An 18,104-nucleotide genomic window follows, 5' to 3' on the forward strand; every position below is an offset into this window, starting at 1 on the left:
TTTACTCATGAAACACAGCAAACTTCTTTTTGTTGGGACGCTGGCCGTCTTAGTATCGGCTTGCTCTAACACACCACCTGATATTCACGGTCAAGCAAACCAAATTAACGACTTGCAGCAAGAAACCATTAACGCGCAATCCAAACAAATTGCCTCGTTAAATTACAAAGTTCAGCAATTGGTTGAGAATAACTTTCCGTCACCAATGATAAGTGTGACGCCTCGACTCTATCAGGTCTATTACCCTTATAACGTATCGAAACTCACGGTAACGCCTGAGCTGAGATACAGCATTTTAAAAGACGCAAAACAAGCGACTCGCATTAATCTACTCGGTCGAACCGATGGGGTAAGACCAACAGACAGCGATAAGAAAGTTGCTATGGCTCGTGCCATGTTCTTACGTGATTACTTTGTTCACAACGGCATTGACCCAACGCTTATTTACGTCAATTACGCCTCTGCAACGGATTATGCAGACAATAATTGGTCACGCATTGGCCGTAAAAACAATCGTCGTGTTGAGATTGAAATTTACCCACACGAAGAGGATTAGCCATGACGTCACGGCTTGTTAAAGGCGTGATGATGGGGGTGATGGTGTTCGCTTCAGCCCCTACGTTCGCCCTCAGTGAAGATGAATGCAATATCTGGATGTGCGCCCCAACAGGGTTTATTGACTCGGAATGCAAAGGTGCAAAATCCGCCTTAAAAAAACGGCTCAAGAAACATAAACCCCCTCTTCCTGATTTTGCGCGTTGCATGGTTCATAAAGATCAAATTCCAGAAGGGACGCATATTAGCGAAATGACGTACATCGATGGGGTATCTGCCATTATTCGTGAAACCAAAGTGTGTACACAATGGGAAAATGTACACAACAGTAATAACAGCCAATCTTGCTCCTCATGGAAAACCATTCCTGAACACTTAATTAAAAACAGAAGATGTCAATGGGACAAAGACAGGCGAGAAAGCCCGAAAGACTGTATCGGCACGATTAAATGGATTGAAACCTACATGGATGGTCAGTTATTGGGAGATATTTTTTATTACCGCTAAACGTTAGGGGCTACGGCTTACTGCTGTAGCTCCTAATCATCAACTTGATAGAGGCACGATAATGACCACATCAAATGATAATGAAGCCTATGAGTAAAAAGTCCTTAACCACTACTTATATCGGCTTTCGATTACTCAATGAAGAGTATGACAAATTCAAAAAGAAAGCCGAAAAAGCCAACATGACCCTTATCGAGTTCTTGCGTGAAGGGGTATTAAAAAACAAAAGTTTTGTCGTTAGAAAAGAAAAACGCTCTATCGATAAACAACAACTGATTTTTCTTTACAAGAAAAGCTCCAATAACCTTAACCAAATCGCTAAACAGATCCACATCAGCAACAAGGCAGGGATCATTACTAAAAGTGAAATGAAGTCAGCCATTAAACACATTGAATCCATCACGGAATTACTTGAGAAAGGGATAAACGATGTTAGTTAGAGTGGGCGGTGGTAATGCTGGTATTGGTGATTACTTGCGTAATGGCATCAAAAACGGTCGTGAGCATACACGCGATGAACTCGACCACAGGATCATTTTAGAAGGCAATTTAAACGCAACTGAACTCATTATTAATGGTGTGGACACCGACGCTGAACGATATTTGCATATCACCCTCTCTTTCAAAGAAGATCACGTAGATAACGACGTAATGAATAGCATTGTTACTGAGTTCAAAACCTTTGCTATGAAAGCCTATAGCGAAGATGAATACGACTTTTACGCAGAAGCGCACGTTCCTAAAATGAAAAGCCTAGTCGATAAAAAAACAAAAGATCTTATCGAACGCAAGCCCCATATTCATATCGTTATACCTAAAACGAATCTTCAAACGAATAAACGACTCGACCCTTTTGAGATCGTTGAACATAACCAAACCTACATTGACGCTTTTCAAGAAGTCGTGAATGAAAAATACGGCCTTGCCAGTCCTAAAATGAACATCCGCAGTAATTTTACTAGCGAAAGTACAGTGATAGAGCGCAGTAAAGGCGACACCTTCAAAGGGGCAAATAAAGCGATTAAGGAAGAGGTATTAAAGCACGTTTTAACCATGCCCTCATCGAGCCTAAACGACTTATCAGCGCATTTAGTTGAGCAAGGTTATGAAGTAAAGGAGCGAAACAAAGGCAAAGAAAATAACTACCTCAACATTAAAGAGCAAGGCAAATCAAAAGGAATAAACCTGAATGATACCGTGTTTACTGAGCGTTTTTTATCACTCCCCATAGAGCAAAAACAACAAAACCTAAGCGGTTCTTCATCCAATGATTACATTGCGCCTGAGCAGGGAAACTATCAAGCCACCGAAAAACATCATGCAGATTTAGCGCATTGGAATGAGCATCGATCGCACGAAGTCAGGCACGTTAAATTTAGAAATCGAGCCGCTTACAAGGCCATGAGTACCCAAGAAAAAAACGCATTCATTCAACAAAAGAAAAAGGCATTTTTAAATGACGACATTATCCCAACAAGAACACAACGAGATTGTGTTGCAGACATTAACCGAAATCTCGACGCAGCAAAACGACATTTGTCTCATGCTCAACGAGATTGTGGGAACATTGAACCAGGAGCAAGAAATATCGCTCATCGACGAGATCTCCGCGCTCTTAGATCCGCTGTACAGAGAATTACAGGACATCAAGAACCAACTAAACCCGTCCATGAACGACTCACAGGACACAGCAGAGTAACCCAACAAATTCAATCGGACATCATGGAAGGCGAGTTAGAAAAACAACTCCTACCCGACATTGCCCACATCAAAAAGCAACTCAACGCCACGGAATTACTTCGTGATTTATCGCAATCTCACGGCCTTATCACTCAAAAATACGTCATTACCCAAGGTAAAGACGGAAGTGATCGCATTGTGTGTGGCACAAGGCAACTCAACGTTGCAGATTTTCTAACAAAAGAAATGGGCTTGTCATGGAAAGAAGCCAAGCAACAGCTAGAGCATTCTTTCGCAAGACAACGTGATCCTAACGCTCAAAAAAGTACTGAGCACGACAGAGAAGACTTTTCTCAACGCTGGCAACCTAGCCATAAAAAAGAGCGTAAACAAGCATGGAAAGCTCAATACGCCAATGAAAAAGCCTATCGCTTCACCATAAGAAAAACGTTCAGCACTGAAAAAAACGCCATCTATGCCGACGATTCACTTTCAAAATCCGAACGCAAGATTGCCCTATCCATTTCAAGAATGAACAAAGTCATTGTAGATATGGAATTTATCGAGCAACGAGAATGGGACAGAAACCAACTCAAGCAGAACTATCCGAATTTAATCACTGCTCAATACCAACAGTTTGAGCAACGTCATACCCCAATAGAGAGTCTACTTATGAATAACAGCATTAACGGAACCATCGAAGAACACGGCACTGCCCCTTATGAGTTTAATAAGGAGAACAAGCAGAGCTACTACATCAAGTTAAAACTGCCTAACAATCAGGTTAAAACGGTGTGGGGAGTTGGTTTACAATCCACGATTGAAGAAAGCAAAGTCCGTGTAGGTGACTCCATTTCATTAACGAACGCAGGTAAAAAAGAGATCACAGTCCCAACGGACATTAAAGATGACAATGGCAAAGTGATAGGCACAAAGACTATTGATACGCACCGTAATCAGTGGGACATTGTTAAAACCCCAATAATCCAAAGCGATATTAATCAAGCCATATCATTAAACAATGAAGCCATTGAATTAGAAAACAAGGGGCTTGAAGATCAAGCCGCTGATAAAGAATATGAAGCATCTATGCTCATGTATAGCATTGCAAAAACAGAAAAAGAAAACCCATTTAATTCTCATGAAGATCCTCGCCTTCATCAAATGTTTATTAAAGTTAAGAGTGAATTAATGGTTCAACCCCAAAAAGAAACACCTCAACCAGCACCAGTAAATAAACCTGAAACCATAACTAAAGCCGTTCTGGATAAAAAACTGGAAGCCAGTCGATTATTAATCATGTATCCAAAATTAAAAGAGTTGGGTATTAACGCTGAGCATATTTCTAAAACAGAAAAAGGGGATCGCATTCAATTTAATGACAAGTCACTAACGGTGACTGAATTAATGAAAGAAACGCATCAATTAAAACCAAAACAAATTGTGGATGAATTAACCCCTATTTACTCAGGGCAAGAAAGAGATAAGCAACGTGTCATTGATTATGCGAACCGTTATATAAACGACCCTTCAAATAAAATAGATACAGCAAAAGAAAAACCAATGGAGCTAACCATTAGTTCAGGTCAACCAGAGCGTGAAAATAACAAAGAAAGAGATATTGATAATATAAATGAGCCGAACAAATCAAAACAAGAGCAACATAACGAGCCAGAAAAAGCCCCACATTCTGAGCCTGAAAACACACGCAATAAGCAAGCTCCGCTTCCGCCTCAAGACTACGAAAACATCACGCACCAAACCAACGAAAAAGGTCACGTCACCTACTTCATGGATAAAGAAGTTATCGTCGTTGATCGCGGTGAAAATGTTCATATTGCTCAGAACTCGGATAAGGCCATCGAAATAGGCTTGCGTCTTTCAATGGAGAAATTCGGTAATACGCTCGATATTCGAGGGACAGAAGAGTACAAGGCAAAACTGGTTGAAGTGGCAGTTAAGAACAACCTAAGCATTCAATTCTCTGATCCAAAACTGAACGAAATGATGAAAGAAAAAGCGCAACAATTTAAGGATGGTGAGAACATCATTCAAAAAGCAGAGCGCGATTACAAACCAGAAAATGAGTCACAAAAAGCCCCTACCATTGATAAGAAACAGAGCCACAGTTTCGATCGATAAGAAGTTGAAAATGCTGCGTCCGCAGTGAAGGGTTTCAAAGGGTTTACCCTTTGGCACAGGGCATGTTTTTACCAAATACGTAGTAGAGGGTGAAAACGTGCCTGTCGTGCCTATCTCTAGTTTTGTCACCATCGTTGAAGCATTAATGAAGCAAAGGATCATCATCGTTGAAGCAGAAAAGAAGCATGATTAAAGCAACGATCACCATAATTAAAGCGTTTATAGAGCATAGATGAAGCAAATAATCACCAAAAAGTGAGCAAATTATGCATTTTGCCATTGAAAAACTAAAAGACGGGATAAAACAGCTCGTTGAAATTCACGGAAGAACATCAAAAATGATGATAATCCGTGAATTATTTCATCCCTTAACCGAAGCCATGAACGACGGTGTAAAGCTAGAGTTAATTAATAACTATCTTCACGAGCAAGGGTTAGAAATCACGTTACCAACGTTACGAAATATGATTTATCGCATCCGAAAAGAAAGAGGCATTTCACCTCAAAAAAGATCAACACAAGATCTAAATGCTCAGCATCAAAACCAAACTCAAACCGTCGAAAGCGATAAATCGCTTTCGACGCCTAAAACCGAAATCGACTATCAAGCTCGATACGATGACATCAATGGCCGCTTCAAAGCCACTGAATCATTTGAAGAGAAATACGCCATCTTAGGTGGCGATCCTAAAAAGCTAGACGGTCACACCCGTCGAAAACAACGTGAAATGTGCATTGAGTTACACATGGCCTTTCACAATCAATACAAACCATTTATCAAAATTTAAAAGAGATATTAACTATGAAAATTGCAGTAATTAACTTTTCAGGCAACGTGGGAAAATCAATTATTTCTCAACACTTATTACAACCTCGCATGAATAACGCAAAAATTATCGCGGTTGAATCAATTAATTCAGACGGCACAGATAATGAAACAATTAAAGGCAAAGAGTTTGCCGATATTATGGAAAGCGTCAGTGAATTAGATGATGTAATTGTAGATATTGGCGCATCGAACGTCGAAGAGTTCATGAAAAAAATGAAATTCTTCACAGACAGTCAATATGACTTTGATTATTTTATTGTCCCGACAATAAATAAACCAAAGCAATTAACCGATACCCTATCCACAATTAACGAACTTCACGATTTAGATATTGAACCAAAAAATATTATAATCGTGTTTAACATGGTGGATATTGACGACAATATTCAACGCCTATTCTCTAGTTTAATTAACCATTCCGACGATATAGCTAATTTTAATACCAACGCCATTATTTACGAAAACGAGTTGTTCACTCGTTTAAAAGATGAAGAAAAAAGCATTTCTGAATTAATTAACGACGATACCGATTACAAAGCGTTAATTCAAGCCACAGATGACCGCATTGAACGTCGTCAATTGTCTCATAAGCTCGGAACCAAACGATTAGCAATGGGTGTATCAAAGCAGTTAGATAACACCTTTACGGTGTTATTTGGAAAAGGAGCATAAGCATGACTCCCGAAGAACTCGCAATTGTCAGTAAACCGATGACTACCATCACTACTATGCAAGAAGCTTATACCCGTGAAATTCTCAGCGAGATTTTTTTGCTACAAAAAAAACTCACTGAGATAGGCGGTGAATCTCAAATGCGTATCGGTATTACTCAAGACATCATCAATACGCACTTAAACCATGCAGCCAAAGCCCTTGATAATTACACTCAAGCGGCCAACGCGCATTTCTCTGTCACAAAGCAAGAACTCAAAGACATTGCCGATAATGAAGTCAAAACCAGTATCACAAAATCATTACTCGATGCTCACCATAAATTATTGCTCGCTAATCCGCCTAGAATCGCTTTACAGGCGGTTCTAATGATGACAGTGGTCGCAGCTCTAGTAGGCGGCATTGTCGGCTTGAGTGGCGGTTATATTGCGTATCATGCGCAAAATACCAACCGCTTGAGCGTAAATGAAATTCAATTGATTGAAAAAGGACGATTGCTACAGCAATCGTTCTCAACCCTTAGCCCTGCGACCAAGGAAGAACTGGAACAAGCTGCCATTAATTTTCAATAAGTCTTTCCTTGTTTCTGTTTACCCACAATCGGCTCACGAGTGGGGGTGAATATCTCTTACCGCCTCATGTTGGATAAACAGAAAAATAATCTCATCGTCATGATGGGGCTTTTTACTCCTCCCCTAAATAAATTACATCGAAAAGAAAAAGAGCAACAGCCACGTTGTGAGTTTTTCTGGGTTCCTATTTACCCACAATCGGCTCACGAGTGGGTGTGAATATCTCTTGCCGCCTCATGCTGGATAAATAGGAATTGAACTGTGTGTTTTTAGGGGATTTTTTAAGGATTTACCATGCAATTAAAAACAACCATGAAAGCGATAGTGTTAGGGCTATCACTTTCCCTACCCTCCGCACACGCTGGCTTTCCAACGTCTGTGTTGATTGATATTCCAGCCACCTTGCACCAGTTTCAGAATATGGGGCAAATGCTCAAAGAGTACGCGACGATGTTAGACCAGCTCAATGAAATGCAACGCCAGTTACAACAAATGGAGCGCGAATACAATTCAATGACAGGTACACGGGGGCTAGGCAATATCTTAAATAACCCTGCGTTTTCAAAACATTTACCTGATAACTGGCAAACCGTGTTAAGCAATATCCGTTATAACGGATATGACGGCTTATCGGGTGCAGCCCAAGCTTTACGGGATGCAAGCAGAATTATTGATGCGTGCGAATACATTGAAGATAGGGCTGAGCGTCGAAACTGTGAAGCTCTTGCAGTAAAACCAGCACAAGACCAAGAATACGCAAGTAACGCTTATAAAACATCTTATGACAGACAAGAGCAAATCGAATCATTAATGAAAAAAATAGATCAAACTCGTGATCCAAAGGCTATCGCTGAATTAAGTGCCCGTATTCAAGCCGAACAAGCACTCATTCAGAATGACCAAAACAAATTAGCCATGTACCAAGCAACAACTCAGGCCGAGGATCGTTTGTTGCAACAGCAACAACGAGAAATCAGCGCAAGAACATGGGGAAGTACAAAATATGGTGTCTATGTTGCACCTCTGGAGTTTTAGCATGGACATTAGCGTATTCAGTTATATTGGCGGAACAATTGATAATTTCACTTCAGACTTTATTGTTTCTGGTATCAGTGGATTAATCAGAGCAATAAGTCCCTTAATCATGATGGGCGTTACTCTTTTCCTTATGGTGAAAGGATACTTACAAATTTTTGGTAAAACTGACGACTTAGCCCGTGATACGGTGATTTTAGGCATTCAGGTAATCACAATCACGACATTGGTATTGAACGTGGATAATTACACTTTCTATATAATTGATGGGGTAAATGCATGGTCAAGTGGTATCTCTAATGCAATCAGTAAAAATGGTAACAATCACAATATCTATCAAACATTAGACAGTTTACTAATGCAAGCTGTTGATATTACTGTTTACTGTTTATCAAAAGTAGGCTGGACAGAGGGTTATTTGTGGTTCTTTGTTGGTATGGTAATTCTTACCGTCATTGCCATATTAACGATTATTTCAGCTATCATCATAATTGGAACCAAATTTTTATTAACAATATTATTTGTTATTGGACCATTATTTATCGCTTTTGCAATATTCCCAATCACTCGCAAGTTCTTTGATTCATGGGTAACAAAAATTGTAGAAAATGTATTGGTTCAGATATTTGGGGTTATCATCATTACGATGGCAATAAAAATCATCAGCAACTTTATTGGCAAAAATAATCCAGCGGTGCAAGACATTAATCCGACCGCCGTAATGATACAAATCGTGGTTGTGGCTGGTATTCTAACGTGGGTAGTGAAACAGATACCAAACCTATCAGGCTCACTGGCTGGTGGGTTTGCATCTGGCTCTTTAACATTTAAAGAAGCTATGGCGGCCCCTGTTGCCGCTGCCGCTGCTAAATTCCTGAATGGCGCACCAAAAGGAGAAAGTAAGCCACAACGGGATTCATGGACTGACCAGCAAGCGAATCAAGTAACAAAAGGCAATGCGCAAGCCTCGCCACAGCAAACCAAAGGAAGCCAAGCGATTAATGACAAAATCGCTGAGCATAACCGAAAATCATAAGCTGAAAATAATGATACCCAAGCATCATAAGTTGAAATACAATCAACATATCGACTATTTCCTAGCCTAAATAGTCGATTCCTATTGTTTGCAGTAATGAAAATTACTACTCTTATTGTGTCACCAACTAGGTACACGCGCTTTATTTTCAGATTAATACTACTTTTGCCAAGCCTCTCAGTGCTTGGCTTTTTTTTAACTGGAATAAATTACATCAATCGCGTTCAGATACAGTAATGAACGTTCATTCATTAAAAATACCCTCTCAAAAGTATAGCCCTTCACGTACTTCTTTTTACTCAAATCGTAGACTAAATTACTTGGTTTTTTCTTCTTATATTTTGTGACAATAGCACTCGCAGTCGCTCGGTGAATACGAAATGTATCAGCGATAAACGGGACGTTAAATTCACCGTACAAATCTACGTGCGCATCAATAAACCTAAGTACAATAAGGTCTAGTTGTTCTTTTTGTGACAACATTTTCGATTTATCCTTACAAAAATAATATATAGTAATTTACCACATAGTAGTATATTACATCACTTAAATTAACTGTAGTTAAAAGCAACACTATAGCTTAAATCAATAGATAAGCTCACTGTAAAAGTGCGGACTCTTTTCCACATATCCACATGAGGCGGTAAGAGACATTCAACCCCTCTCGTGAGCCGATTGTGGGTATGTGGAAAAGATTTTTTTCAAAAAATCCCCTTACTCAAAAGTAAGGGGATGGGATCACGTATTAATGCAATTTCGCGGTTTTTCTCTCGTCTTCTGCTCTGCAATAATCTACCCATTGCGCCCACTCGCCTTCTAACGTTGGCTCTCTAAAACAAATATCATGCCTAAACTGACATACCTCACCTGTCGCTAACGTTATTTCAACCTTAGTTTTATCGTATCCATACCCTTTACAATCTTCATGCTCTGCTAGGTATTGTTTTTGATCTGCAAGGGTCAACCATGCAAGGCGGTTATATTCTTCCATAGAAATCTCTTGATTAATATTACCGTTATTGTCTTGCTCTCGAAGCTCTTTATTAAATGCGTATGATTCTGACCATAGAACGACGACTTTAACGATTTTTTTCTCTTCATCTTCTTGCGTTTTATCGGTAGCAACTAAACCATGATTAAGCGGTGAGATAAAACCAGAGTGTAAATAAGCCGCTACCGCTTGGTAGGTCATGCGTGGTTTCACTGGCTCTTGTTCGTCTTCTACCGTTAGCGTTTCAATTATCGCAGGCTCTACTTCTCCAAATGTAATCACCATCGAAACAAAACACCAAACGCCTTTATTCATTACCAATTTAATTTCATCATTGTGACGATTTCGGATTAATTCGATTTTTAAATTATGGTATTCATTCGTCATATACTCTTGAACGTCTGCCAGTGTTGAAACCGTTTCAATCTCATTATAAGTACAAGAATCACTTGAATACGTTTCCTTAACTTTTACTATTTGAGTCGCTAGAGACAAAAGAAGCGCAATTTTTTTCACCGCATTTTTACGAATAGTCACACTATTTACTGACTCATTAGCAAACATTCCAAGCAATACGCTCTTGCTCTGAATTAATTCAGATTTGGAAGAGCCTGCTCTTGCTTTAATCGCGGCTGTTTCTTTAGTGATTGTTGAGTTGATAGCAAGTGAGTGAGTCATTGTCTGGTTTTCCTATGATTAAGTGAGTATTCATCTTCGTGGTCGCCTGACTGTTCGATTTCTTGCCATCGTTCTATTGGACAAGGGCGTGAAGCGTTCATATACCCTTGTCCAATAGGTTGTGGTGAGAAACGATTTACAGGAAGTAGCGAAACGATATGAATACTCATGCATAGGTAAACCAATGACTCAGGAGCCAGCTATTAACGATTACAAGCACTTAGAAAGAGACGTGAAAGCTCTTAATTTTTCGCTCTAGCACTGGCTTTTGATGTGGCTTTTGCGTTGGGGAGAATGACGACAGGAACCCACTAGCCGTTAGAAACTCTGTTTCTTTACGGATTGGGGTTATCGGAGGGCGAGCACCGCGAGGAAATGACCCTTTTTCGATAGAAAAAAACGCCCTGAATAATGCTCATTAATTTATAAAGCAGATAACTACTGTGTAGTTATTTACTACAGGCTTTTAACCGCTTTTTTTAAACCACGAACTCAACGTTTAAGGGGGCGAAGCCCCCTCCCTATCAATAATAATTAATCAATATTCACTCGGTAATAAAACCGTTGTTACACTGCGATCCCATTCGGTAATGATCCAAATTTGAATGTCATCATAGTCATATTGCGACATAATGCGATCACCGTTATGCGTCGCCTCATTATTAACTAAGCTGTCTTCCTCGCACGTTGTCCCCCAATCGCATGAATAATGACGATCTAAAAATGGTTTAAGTGTGTCATGCTCTCCCTGAATTAAATGGTTAATACCTTGTGTTAAAACAACCTTTCCTAGCTCAAATGAGATAGGTAAAATTTCACATTGACAAATATCAGTCATGATTTTATATTCCTTACGTTAGTTAAAAATAGATAGGCTTAAAGCTACTTGTCATTAGGTGCTTTAAGCCTTTTCTTTTTTATCGCTTAATTAGCCATTGATGCGCCTTACTTGCTTGGCTTGCGGCTTTAAAAATAAATTTCTTATCGCCATTTAAACGCTCTAGCCAGCTTGCAATATAACTTTCATGTTGCACCTCGCCCACAATCCCCAAATCAGCACAGCAGAACGCTGAACCCAATTCCGCGATCAATTCTTCAAACGCATAATCTTTAGAGCCAAAACTATTTTTTAAATTACGATCTAAACGGGTTTTGTGAGCTGTTGCGTGAACCAATTCATGCCATGTAGTCGCATAATAATCACAAGACGAATTAAAACGATCAACCATAGGCAATGTGATCTCATCGTGTGCCGGCGAATAAAAAGCACTAACCCCACAATGATTGATTTTAATTTCTGTTGCATTGATGGCCTTAACAACGTGATCTAGCGTTACAAATTCGTTTTTCTCTCTTACTTCTGCCACTGTAACCGCTGGCTTTTCGATACCTTCCACTTGATCAATGTTGAACACTGTAAAACTTTTTAGCATTGGGATACGTTCCATTTTTCCGTCGTCGTTTTCTTTTTCCCAATTTTTATAAAAAATAATTGAAGTCCCTTTTTGGCCTTTGATAACATTACCGCCTAACTCAACGGCTTGGTTATAGGTCAACCAGTAAGAGCTTGTGAAACCTTTCATAACTGTTTCACTCCAAAGCAGTAGAATATTCACCCCTGAATAATTCGCTTTTGTTTTAAAGTTCATTGGTAACATTGAACATTCATTGGTTCTATCCCACGGACACGCCCACGGTTTAACCCCACTTTCTAGTGCTGCCATAATGCGATCCGTCACCATTTGATAAATGTCTTTAGATACTTTTACGACTGCGCGTTTTTTTGTTGTTTTACGCTTTTTACCCATTTCATTTTTGGGAGAGCCTGCTCTTGCTTTAGTCGCTTCTATTTCTTTAGTGATTGTTGAGTTGATAGTGTTTGAATAAGTCATGGCTGTTTTTCCTATGTTTAAGTGAGTTTTCATCTTCGTCTTCGCCTGACTGTCCGGCCTCCTAGCATGGTTCTGCCTTGCAAAAGCGCAACGCGGCGAAGCGAACTATTGCAAGGGAGGTTCTGATAGGAGACGGTTAACAGGAAGTAGCGAGGACGAAATGAAAAAGCACACATAGGGAAAACAATGACGCAATGAAACCACTATCAGCGATTACAAGCACTTAGAAAGAGAAGAGAAAGCTCTTGATTTTAGCTCTGGCACTGGCCTTTGATGTTGCTTTTGCGTTGGGGAGAATGACGACAGGAACCCACTAGCCGTTAGAAACTCTGTTTCTTTACGGATTGGGGTTATCGGAGGACGAGCGCAGCGAGGAAATGACCCTTTTTCGATAGAAAAAAACGCCCTGAATAATAAATAGAAGATCTAATATTGGGATTTAATACGGCAATAAAAACCAATTATAGCCCCGAAATATCTATAACAAATCGCAACACTGTAGGAAAATGCTACATATATTTTCACGAAAAACACGGTAATACTAAGGCATAAACTGAGCTAGAAATGACGATATTGAAAGATAAGTAAATGAAAAGCTAGGATAAGAGAAAGTGTTTAATGTAGAATGTCGGTGGGTGCTTTTGGCTATCAACCGAAAGCATAACGCAAGTTTTGTAGACGGTAGATAAACAAAAACCCCGAAAGTTTAATTTTCATTAACTAACGAGGTTTAAGTGATGTACCTAGACAATACGGATCTTAGCCTCTATTTTGATAAGGGGCAAGTAAAATGCTAAAAAAATCGGCTGTAACGAGTTTAGTAGTCATTTGTGTGACTATTGTAATTAGTCTTTGGTTGGTGCGGGATTCACTGTGTGATATTTCGTATCAATCAGGTAGTACGATAATAACGGCAACACTTGCCTACGAATCAAGGTAGAAGCTGGACGGGTAGCTGAGTAAAGCAGCTACCCGATTTCAGATTGTAAGGTATAGGCCACAAGCACCCATGTTTTCACACTAAAAAATATGTACATTAGCCTTTTATATCAGCACTTTTATTTTCAAGTAAGTTTATTTTGCTTTGTTCTATTAATTTATCTTTAAATAATTCACCGACATCATGAACCTTATCATTAATTTCTATAACTGGTTGATCCCCTAATAATATATCCAATTTATTAGCGATCTTCTTAGTCGCAGAATTTAAATTATCAGTAATCTCTGAAGTATCTATCCCTTGTTCGTTCAATTGTTCCGATATTTTCAATAACTCATTAACCATAGTTACTGACGCGGGCAATTGTTGTAATTTACCTGTTGTTGTAAAATTATCTACATAATATGCAGATGCTGAGTTTAGAACACTAGTTAATATTGTTGCTGTTAAAGTATGCCCTGCTATTTTTAACCACAAGCTTCCACTCTCGATGTACTCAATAATAATAGGATTATCGCTTGTAGATTCACCTAATAAAAAACACAATTCTTTATATATAAAGTCCACAGCTTCTAACTTTAAACCAAAAGATTTTAAATTATCAACATTCGATAAATAAACCTCTAAATGACATAAATTATCATTTATTTTTGATATAGGCATAGATGACATCAAAAATATAGTTCTTTCAAATTCTTTAATTTTATTACTTAATGATAACGCTGCGAAAGATAATTCATACATAGCATAATGGGTATAACCATTCTTGTATGACTCATATTTAACAATGAAAATTTCTAATGATTCTCTTAATTCATCCATTAGATTCATTAGAGTATTTTCATTTTCAATTTTATCTTGAAAAGATTGAAAAATCTCATCTACAAGATGTGAAGTAACTATAACTTTCCGATATTCAACCTCTGACTGCTCACTCCTAATGCAAGCAGTTACGTATGAAATCATTTGATTACGTTCCTGATGGCTAGAGTTGTTATCATTAAGAAATATAGTGTAACGAGCCTTCGCTACATATTCTGCAACGGCACTAAGCAATTCACAAATATTAAGAATGTACTTAATTTTCCCGTTTTCAATTTCATTTATTATAACTTCAGATAACTGACGCAATTCTCTTTTATTCATACAACCCACAAACCGTATAATTTTTATAAGCCAGATTATAAATGAAAACTCATTGTGTCCATAATTTTACTCTTGATCAATCAACGAGATTATCGTTTTAGTATCAACCAGACGCTTATATTGTTTTCTTGATAGTGACATTCATAGACTGATCAGTCTATGTAATGACATTAGGGTACGCCTTAATGTCACATGACAATGAAGTTATGACTCATTTTAGCGAAATTTGAATTAAAACGTGATCGTAAGCAACAAAAAAATCCGCTAAATTTTAGCGGCCTTTGCAGTTCTTACTTCGGGTTTTATGTTGAATTAACTTATTTAGACCTCTCAGTAAAGCTACCAAACCAAAAACCACAATTGAAAGCAATAACAAGCAATGTTACTCCACCAATACCCACAGAAAATAATTCAATTAATGTCATATTTATTTACTCATTTATTTTACCATCAATTTTTCTACGTCAAGTGCCAGAGCATTTTAGGAATAACACTAACTAGATATCCAAGGGTACTTTGAGAGATAAAAAAACACTGCAACATAAATTTTTTTCGGGTAAACAGCTTCTGCTGTTGTTAGCCCCAATTCGATGCGTGATATGCGCGTTGCGTTAAATCAGGTTCGAACTAACACGCACTAGTAACGCATCGATGATGCGAGGAAGGTTTCACAGTGTGAAACCACAATTCACTTGATGTAAAGTAGGCCAATAAGACCGATTACAGCAATCCAAGCTAACTTTTCAGTGTTCACAGAAAGTAATTTTGCGATCATAATTTTATTCTCCAGCCATCTATACCTATTGGGTAGTTCAATTTGATAACTTACCATTCAAACGGGATTAAATCCAGAAAATTCCTTGCAATTCAATCACTTGAGTAGCCATACTGATACAGTAGCGTACAAAGCAAAGTCTTTCTATATAATTGATTACGGGAAAGCAAAAAAAATATCCCACGTTAAATCAGTTCAGAACGCGCGTGATCGTGTAACGTCCAGACACGAAAAAGGCCGCCAATTTAGGCGACCTTTGCGGTTCTTACTACAGGTGTTATGGTAAATAGTTATTGGCTTCTTGTTTAGTCACTTCAAGTAAAAGTTCTTTAGCTAATTTATAGGACTCACCACTTCTAGGCAGAGGTAATAAATTTTGAGCTTTACGATATTTATTTTCCATAGCTTGTAATAAGCCAACCTCAACGAGAGCCTTACGATAAACTTCTACATTTACCTTGATAATACGCTCCCCTTTAACCAGCGCATCATCTCTATACACGCTTGTTGGGTATGCAGAAACAAATAATATATTATTTGTTTTAATGCCTACAGTTAGGTAATAACCATAAACCTTATATCTTGTATTTAGCTTAAGAGGGCAATGTTCTTTAAATTCAGTTATATCATCATTTGTGATTGTTGCTTTTCTCTTTTTCATAATCGATGCCTTCTATTTCTTTAATCTTGCATATGCATCGCAACCAGGTTGGTATTTCATATCACAAGCTTCACCATATGACATCAAGGCTTTTGGGGTATCTTGTTTTATAGACTTACCTCCAAATTCATAAGATAAACCTATCATATACACAGCGGAAGGAAGTCCCTGTATAGCAGCATCTAAATACAACTCCTCAGCTCTAACTTCATTTTTTTTAACACCTTTACCTGTACTGTAAAGAACTGCTAATTGATATTGAGCATTTGGATTCCCTTGTTTAACAGATTTTTCAAACCAATCAGCAGCTTTAAAATAATCTTGCTTTACTTCAGGGGTTAATTTTTCTCCAAAATAATAAAACATACCTAAAGAGTATTGTGCGGCAGCATTCCCGTTTTTTGCTGAAACTTCAATTATTTGAAAAGCATTAGAAAATCCTGCTGAGGCCAAAGAAGAAAACATAAAAAGTAAAGAAGCCAATAAAAAAGAGTACAACTTAAAAAGTTTCATAAATACAATCCACATTGTAAAACCCGAACAAAATAAAATATTGTTCGGGTTGTAAATTTATCTATGTTATCACAAGATTATGCGAAAAGAGGGCTACAAAAGTTGTACGCGATATGCCCCTTATGTAAAATAGCCAAGTTAGCCTATAAAAACCATGCTTTCCCAGCCTAAAATGCTCACAATGCCACTTTTTAGATGTAAACCACATTGATATACCCCAAATCATAGTTGAAAGTTTATGACACTTTCAGAGCGATTTACAGGGTAATAATATTGTAAGCAATTCCAAACAAAAATTACGTCATAGCCTCCATTTTAACCACTCTCAGACACTAAATTATTTTCCATTCGATTAGTGGTATACTTAACTTAATCAGTAGAGTGGATCACTTTTCATGAGTAAGAAAAACACAACAACACCCCATGATGGGTTGTTTAAAGCCTTTTTAACAACGCCTGATACCGCTAAAGATATGTTGGAAATACACTTACCAACGCATCTTAAAACGTTATGCGACTTATCAACATTGAAACTAGAATCAGGTTCGTTTTTAGAAGACGACTTACGTCCGTATTATTCAGACGTGCTCTACTCAATGAAGACAGAATGTGGTGACGGCTATATTTATGCTCTTATTGAGCACCAAAGTAGCCCTGACGAGCACATGGCCTTTCGGATGTTCAGATATGCTATTGCAGCCATGCAAAAGCATCTTGACGCTGGAAACAAAGATCTGCCATTAGTTGTTCCTCTGCTGTTTTACCACGGTAAAACATCACCATATCCATACAGCATGAATTGGTTAGATTGTTTTACTAAACCAGAAATGGCGAAAGCTCTCTATAACAATGATTTTCCATTAGTGGATGTCACTGTTATGGATGACAGTGAGATAATGCAGCACAAGCGCATTGCACTATTAGAGCTAGTCCAGAAACACATTTACCAAAAAGACATCAATGATATTCTTGAATCGTTAGCCATCTTATTATTAAATGACTACCACACAGACAGCCAAGTCCGAACCCTGATTGAATACTTAGTAACGGTAGGGGAAACTCAGAACGTGAATACGTTATTGGAAGAGTTGGCGCAGCAAGTACCAAAACACGAGGGCACACTAATGACAATAGCAGAGCAACTAATTTTGCAAGGCGAGCAAAAAGGTCTTCAACAGGGACTTCAACAAGGCCGTCAAGAAGGCGAACAAAAAGGCCGTCAAGATACATTGAAAGAAATGGCTCGTAACTTACTTCTCTCAGGCGTTGATAAAGATGCAATCATGAAAGCGACTGGATTTAGCTCTCGTGAATTAGAACTTATTTCTCATTAGTACATTCCGTCATAATGTAATGCACATTTTGTGGATATGTAAGATTAAAGGGCGAACGGTGTTCGCTCTTTTTTTGTAATTTAAAAAGTAGGTGACATTAGGGTTTGCCTTAATGTCACATGACAATGAAGTTATGACTCATTTTA

Annotated in this window: 19 protein-coding genes; 11 read left to right on the top strand and 8 right to left on the bottom strand. The window is 38.3% G+C overall.

The genetic code is table 11. The features are described from left to right. Positions 1–7 precede the first annotated feature (7 nt). The 9 genes from Q1K78_RS11635 (at position 8) to Q1K78_RS11675 (ending at position 9,028) form a co-directional block, all read left to right on the top strand. On the top strand, positions 8–556 hold the full coding sequence (locus Q1K78_RS11635; RefSeq protein WP_300178638.1) for a hypothetical protein: 549 nt from the start codon (positions 8–10) through the stop codon (positions 554–556). 2 nt (positions 557–558) lie between these two features. Further along, positions 559–1,062, top strand: a complete 504-nt coding sequence (locus Q1K78_RS11640; protein ID WP_300178640.1) for a hypothetical protein — start codon at positions 559–561, stop codon at positions 1,060–1,062. An 89-nt stretch (positions 1,063–1,151) separates the two neighbouring features. Beyond that, a complete protein-coding gene (gene mobC / locus Q1K78_RS11645) occupies positions 1,152–1,502 on the top strand; it encodes a plasmid mobilization relaxosome protein MobC (protein WP_300178643.1) in 351 nt (116 codons plus the stop codon). Beyond that, positions 1,492–4,884, top strand: a complete 3,393-nt coding sequence (locus tag Q1K78_RS11650) for an LPD7 domain-containing protein (protein WP_300178646.1) — start codon at positions 1,492–1,494, stop codon at positions 4,882–4,884. The genes mobC and Q1K78_RS11650 overlap by 11 nt, the downstream gene beginning before the upstream one ends. Positions 4,885–5,150: 266 nt before the next feature. Next, positions 5,151–5,672 carry a hypothetical protein gene (locus Q1K78_RS11655; RefSeq protein WP_300178651.1) on the top strand — a complete coding sequence of 174 codons (522 nt, stop codon included), beginning with the start codon at positions 5,151–5,153 and terminating at the stop codon, positions 5,670–5,672. A 14-nt stretch (positions 5,673–5,686) separates the two neighbouring features. Beyond that, entirely contained in the window at positions 5,687–6,385 is a 699-nt protein-coding gene (stbB, locus tag Q1K78_RS11660; protein WP_300178654.1) for a StbB family protein, read from the top strand. A 2-nt stretch (positions 6,386–6,387) separates the two neighbouring features. Beyond that, positions 6,388–6,957: a hypothetical protein gene (locus Q1K78_RS11665; protein WP_300178657.1), complete on the top strand. Its 570-nt coding sequence runs from the start codon at positions 6,388–6,390 to the stop codon at positions 6,955–6,957. Between the two features lie 294 nt (positions 6,958–7,251). Then, positions 7,252–7,992, top strand: a complete 741-nt coding sequence (virB5, locus tag Q1K78_RS11670) for a P-type DNA transfer protein VirB5 (RefSeq protein WP_300178660.1) — start codon at positions 7,252–7,254, stop codon at positions 7,990–7,992. A 1-nt stretch (position 7,993) separates the two neighbouring features. Further along, on the top strand, positions 7,994–9,028 hold the full coding sequence (locus tag Q1K78_RS11675; RefSeq protein WP_300178663.1) for a type IV secretion system protein: 1,035 nt from the start codon (positions 7,994–7,996) through the stop codon (positions 9,026–9,028). 195 nt (positions 9,029–9,223) lie between these two features. On the opposite strand, the gene Q1K78_RS11680 is transcribed toward Q1K78_RS11675, so the two are convergent. From Q1K78_RS11680 to Q1K78_RS11700, 5 genes are all read right to left on the bottom strand, one after another. Further along, a complete protein-coding gene (locus tag Q1K78_RS11680) occupies positions 9,224–9,511 on the bottom strand; it encodes a hypothetical protein (RefSeq protein WP_300178666.1) in 288 nt (95 codons plus the stop codon). A 262-nt stretch (positions 9,512–9,773) separates the two neighbouring features. Beyond that, positions 9,774–10,697, bottom strand: a complete 924-nt coding sequence (locus Q1K78_RS11685) for a hypothetical protein (protein ID WP_300178668.1) — start codon at positions 10,695–10,697, stop codon at positions 9,774–9,776. Beyond that, on the bottom strand, positions 10,694–10,867 hold the full coding sequence (locus Q1K78_RS11690) for a hypothetical protein (protein ID WP_300178671.1): 174 nt from the start codon (positions 10,865–10,867) through the stop codon (positions 10,694–10,696). Before Q1K78_RS11690 ends, Q1K78_RS11685 begins: the two co-directional genes overlap by 4 nt. A 368-nt stretch (positions 10,868–11,235) precedes the next feature. Further along, positions 11,236–11,535 (bottom strand): type I restriction endonuclease subunit M, encoded by a 300-nt coding sequence (locus Q1K78_RS11695; RefSeq protein ID WP_300178674.1) that lies wholly within the window; start codon positions 11,533–11,535, stop codon positions 11,236–11,238. 79 nt (positions 11,536–11,614) lie between these two features. Next, positions 11,615–12,589: a zincin-like metallopeptidase domain-containing protein gene (locus Q1K78_RS11700; protein WP_300178693.1), complete on the bottom strand. Its 975-nt coding sequence runs from the start codon at positions 12,587–12,589 to the stop codon at positions 11,615–11,617. Positions 12,590–13,379: 790 nt separating this feature from the next. Between Q1K78_RS11700 and Q1K78_RS11705 the strand changes: the two genes are divergently transcribed. Further along, entirely contained in the window at positions 13,380–13,529 is a 150-nt protein-coding gene (locus tag Q1K78_RS11705) for a Hok/Gef family protein (protein ID WP_080966771.1), read from the top strand. A 96-nt stretch (positions 13,530–13,625) separates the two neighbouring features. Here Q1K78_RS11705 and Q1K78_RS11710 read toward each other — a convergent pair whose 3' ends face one another. From Q1K78_RS11710 to Q1K78_RS11720, 3 genes are all read right to left on the bottom strand, one after another. Continuing rightward, positions 13,626–14,675, bottom strand: coding sequence for a hypothetical protein (locus tag Q1K78_RS11710; RefSeq protein WP_300178681.1), 1,050 nt, complete (start codon positions 14,673–14,675; stop codon positions 13,626–13,628). 1,052 nt (positions 14,676–15,727) lie between these two features. Further along, positions 15,728–16,111: a hypothetical protein gene (locus Q1K78_RS11715; RefSeq protein ID WP_300178684.1), complete on the bottom strand. Its 384-nt coding sequence runs from the start codon at positions 16,109–16,111 to the stop codon at positions 15,728–15,730. Positions 16,112–16,123: 12 nt separating this feature from the next. Then, entirely contained in the window at positions 16,124–16,624 is a 501-nt protein-coding gene (locus Q1K78_RS11720; RefSeq protein ID WP_300178687.1) for a tetratricopeptide repeat protein, read from the bottom strand. A gap of 395 nt (positions 16,625–17,019) precedes the next feature. On the opposite strand from Q1K78_RS11720, the gene Q1K78_RS11725 reads away from it, so the two are divergent. Further along, positions 17,020–17,958: an Rpn family recombination-promoting nuclease/putative transposase gene (locus tag Q1K78_RS11725; protein WP_300178690.1), complete on the top strand. Its 939-nt coding sequence runs from the start codon at positions 17,020–17,022 to the stop codon at positions 17,956–17,958. Positions 17,959–18,104 lie beyond the last annotated feature (146 nt).

It is taken from the genome of uncultured Aliivibrio sp. (assembly GCF_946479765.1).
Classification (GTDB): domain Bacteria; phylum Pseudomonadota; class Gammaproteobacteria; order Enterobacterales; family Vibrionaceae; genus Aliivibrio.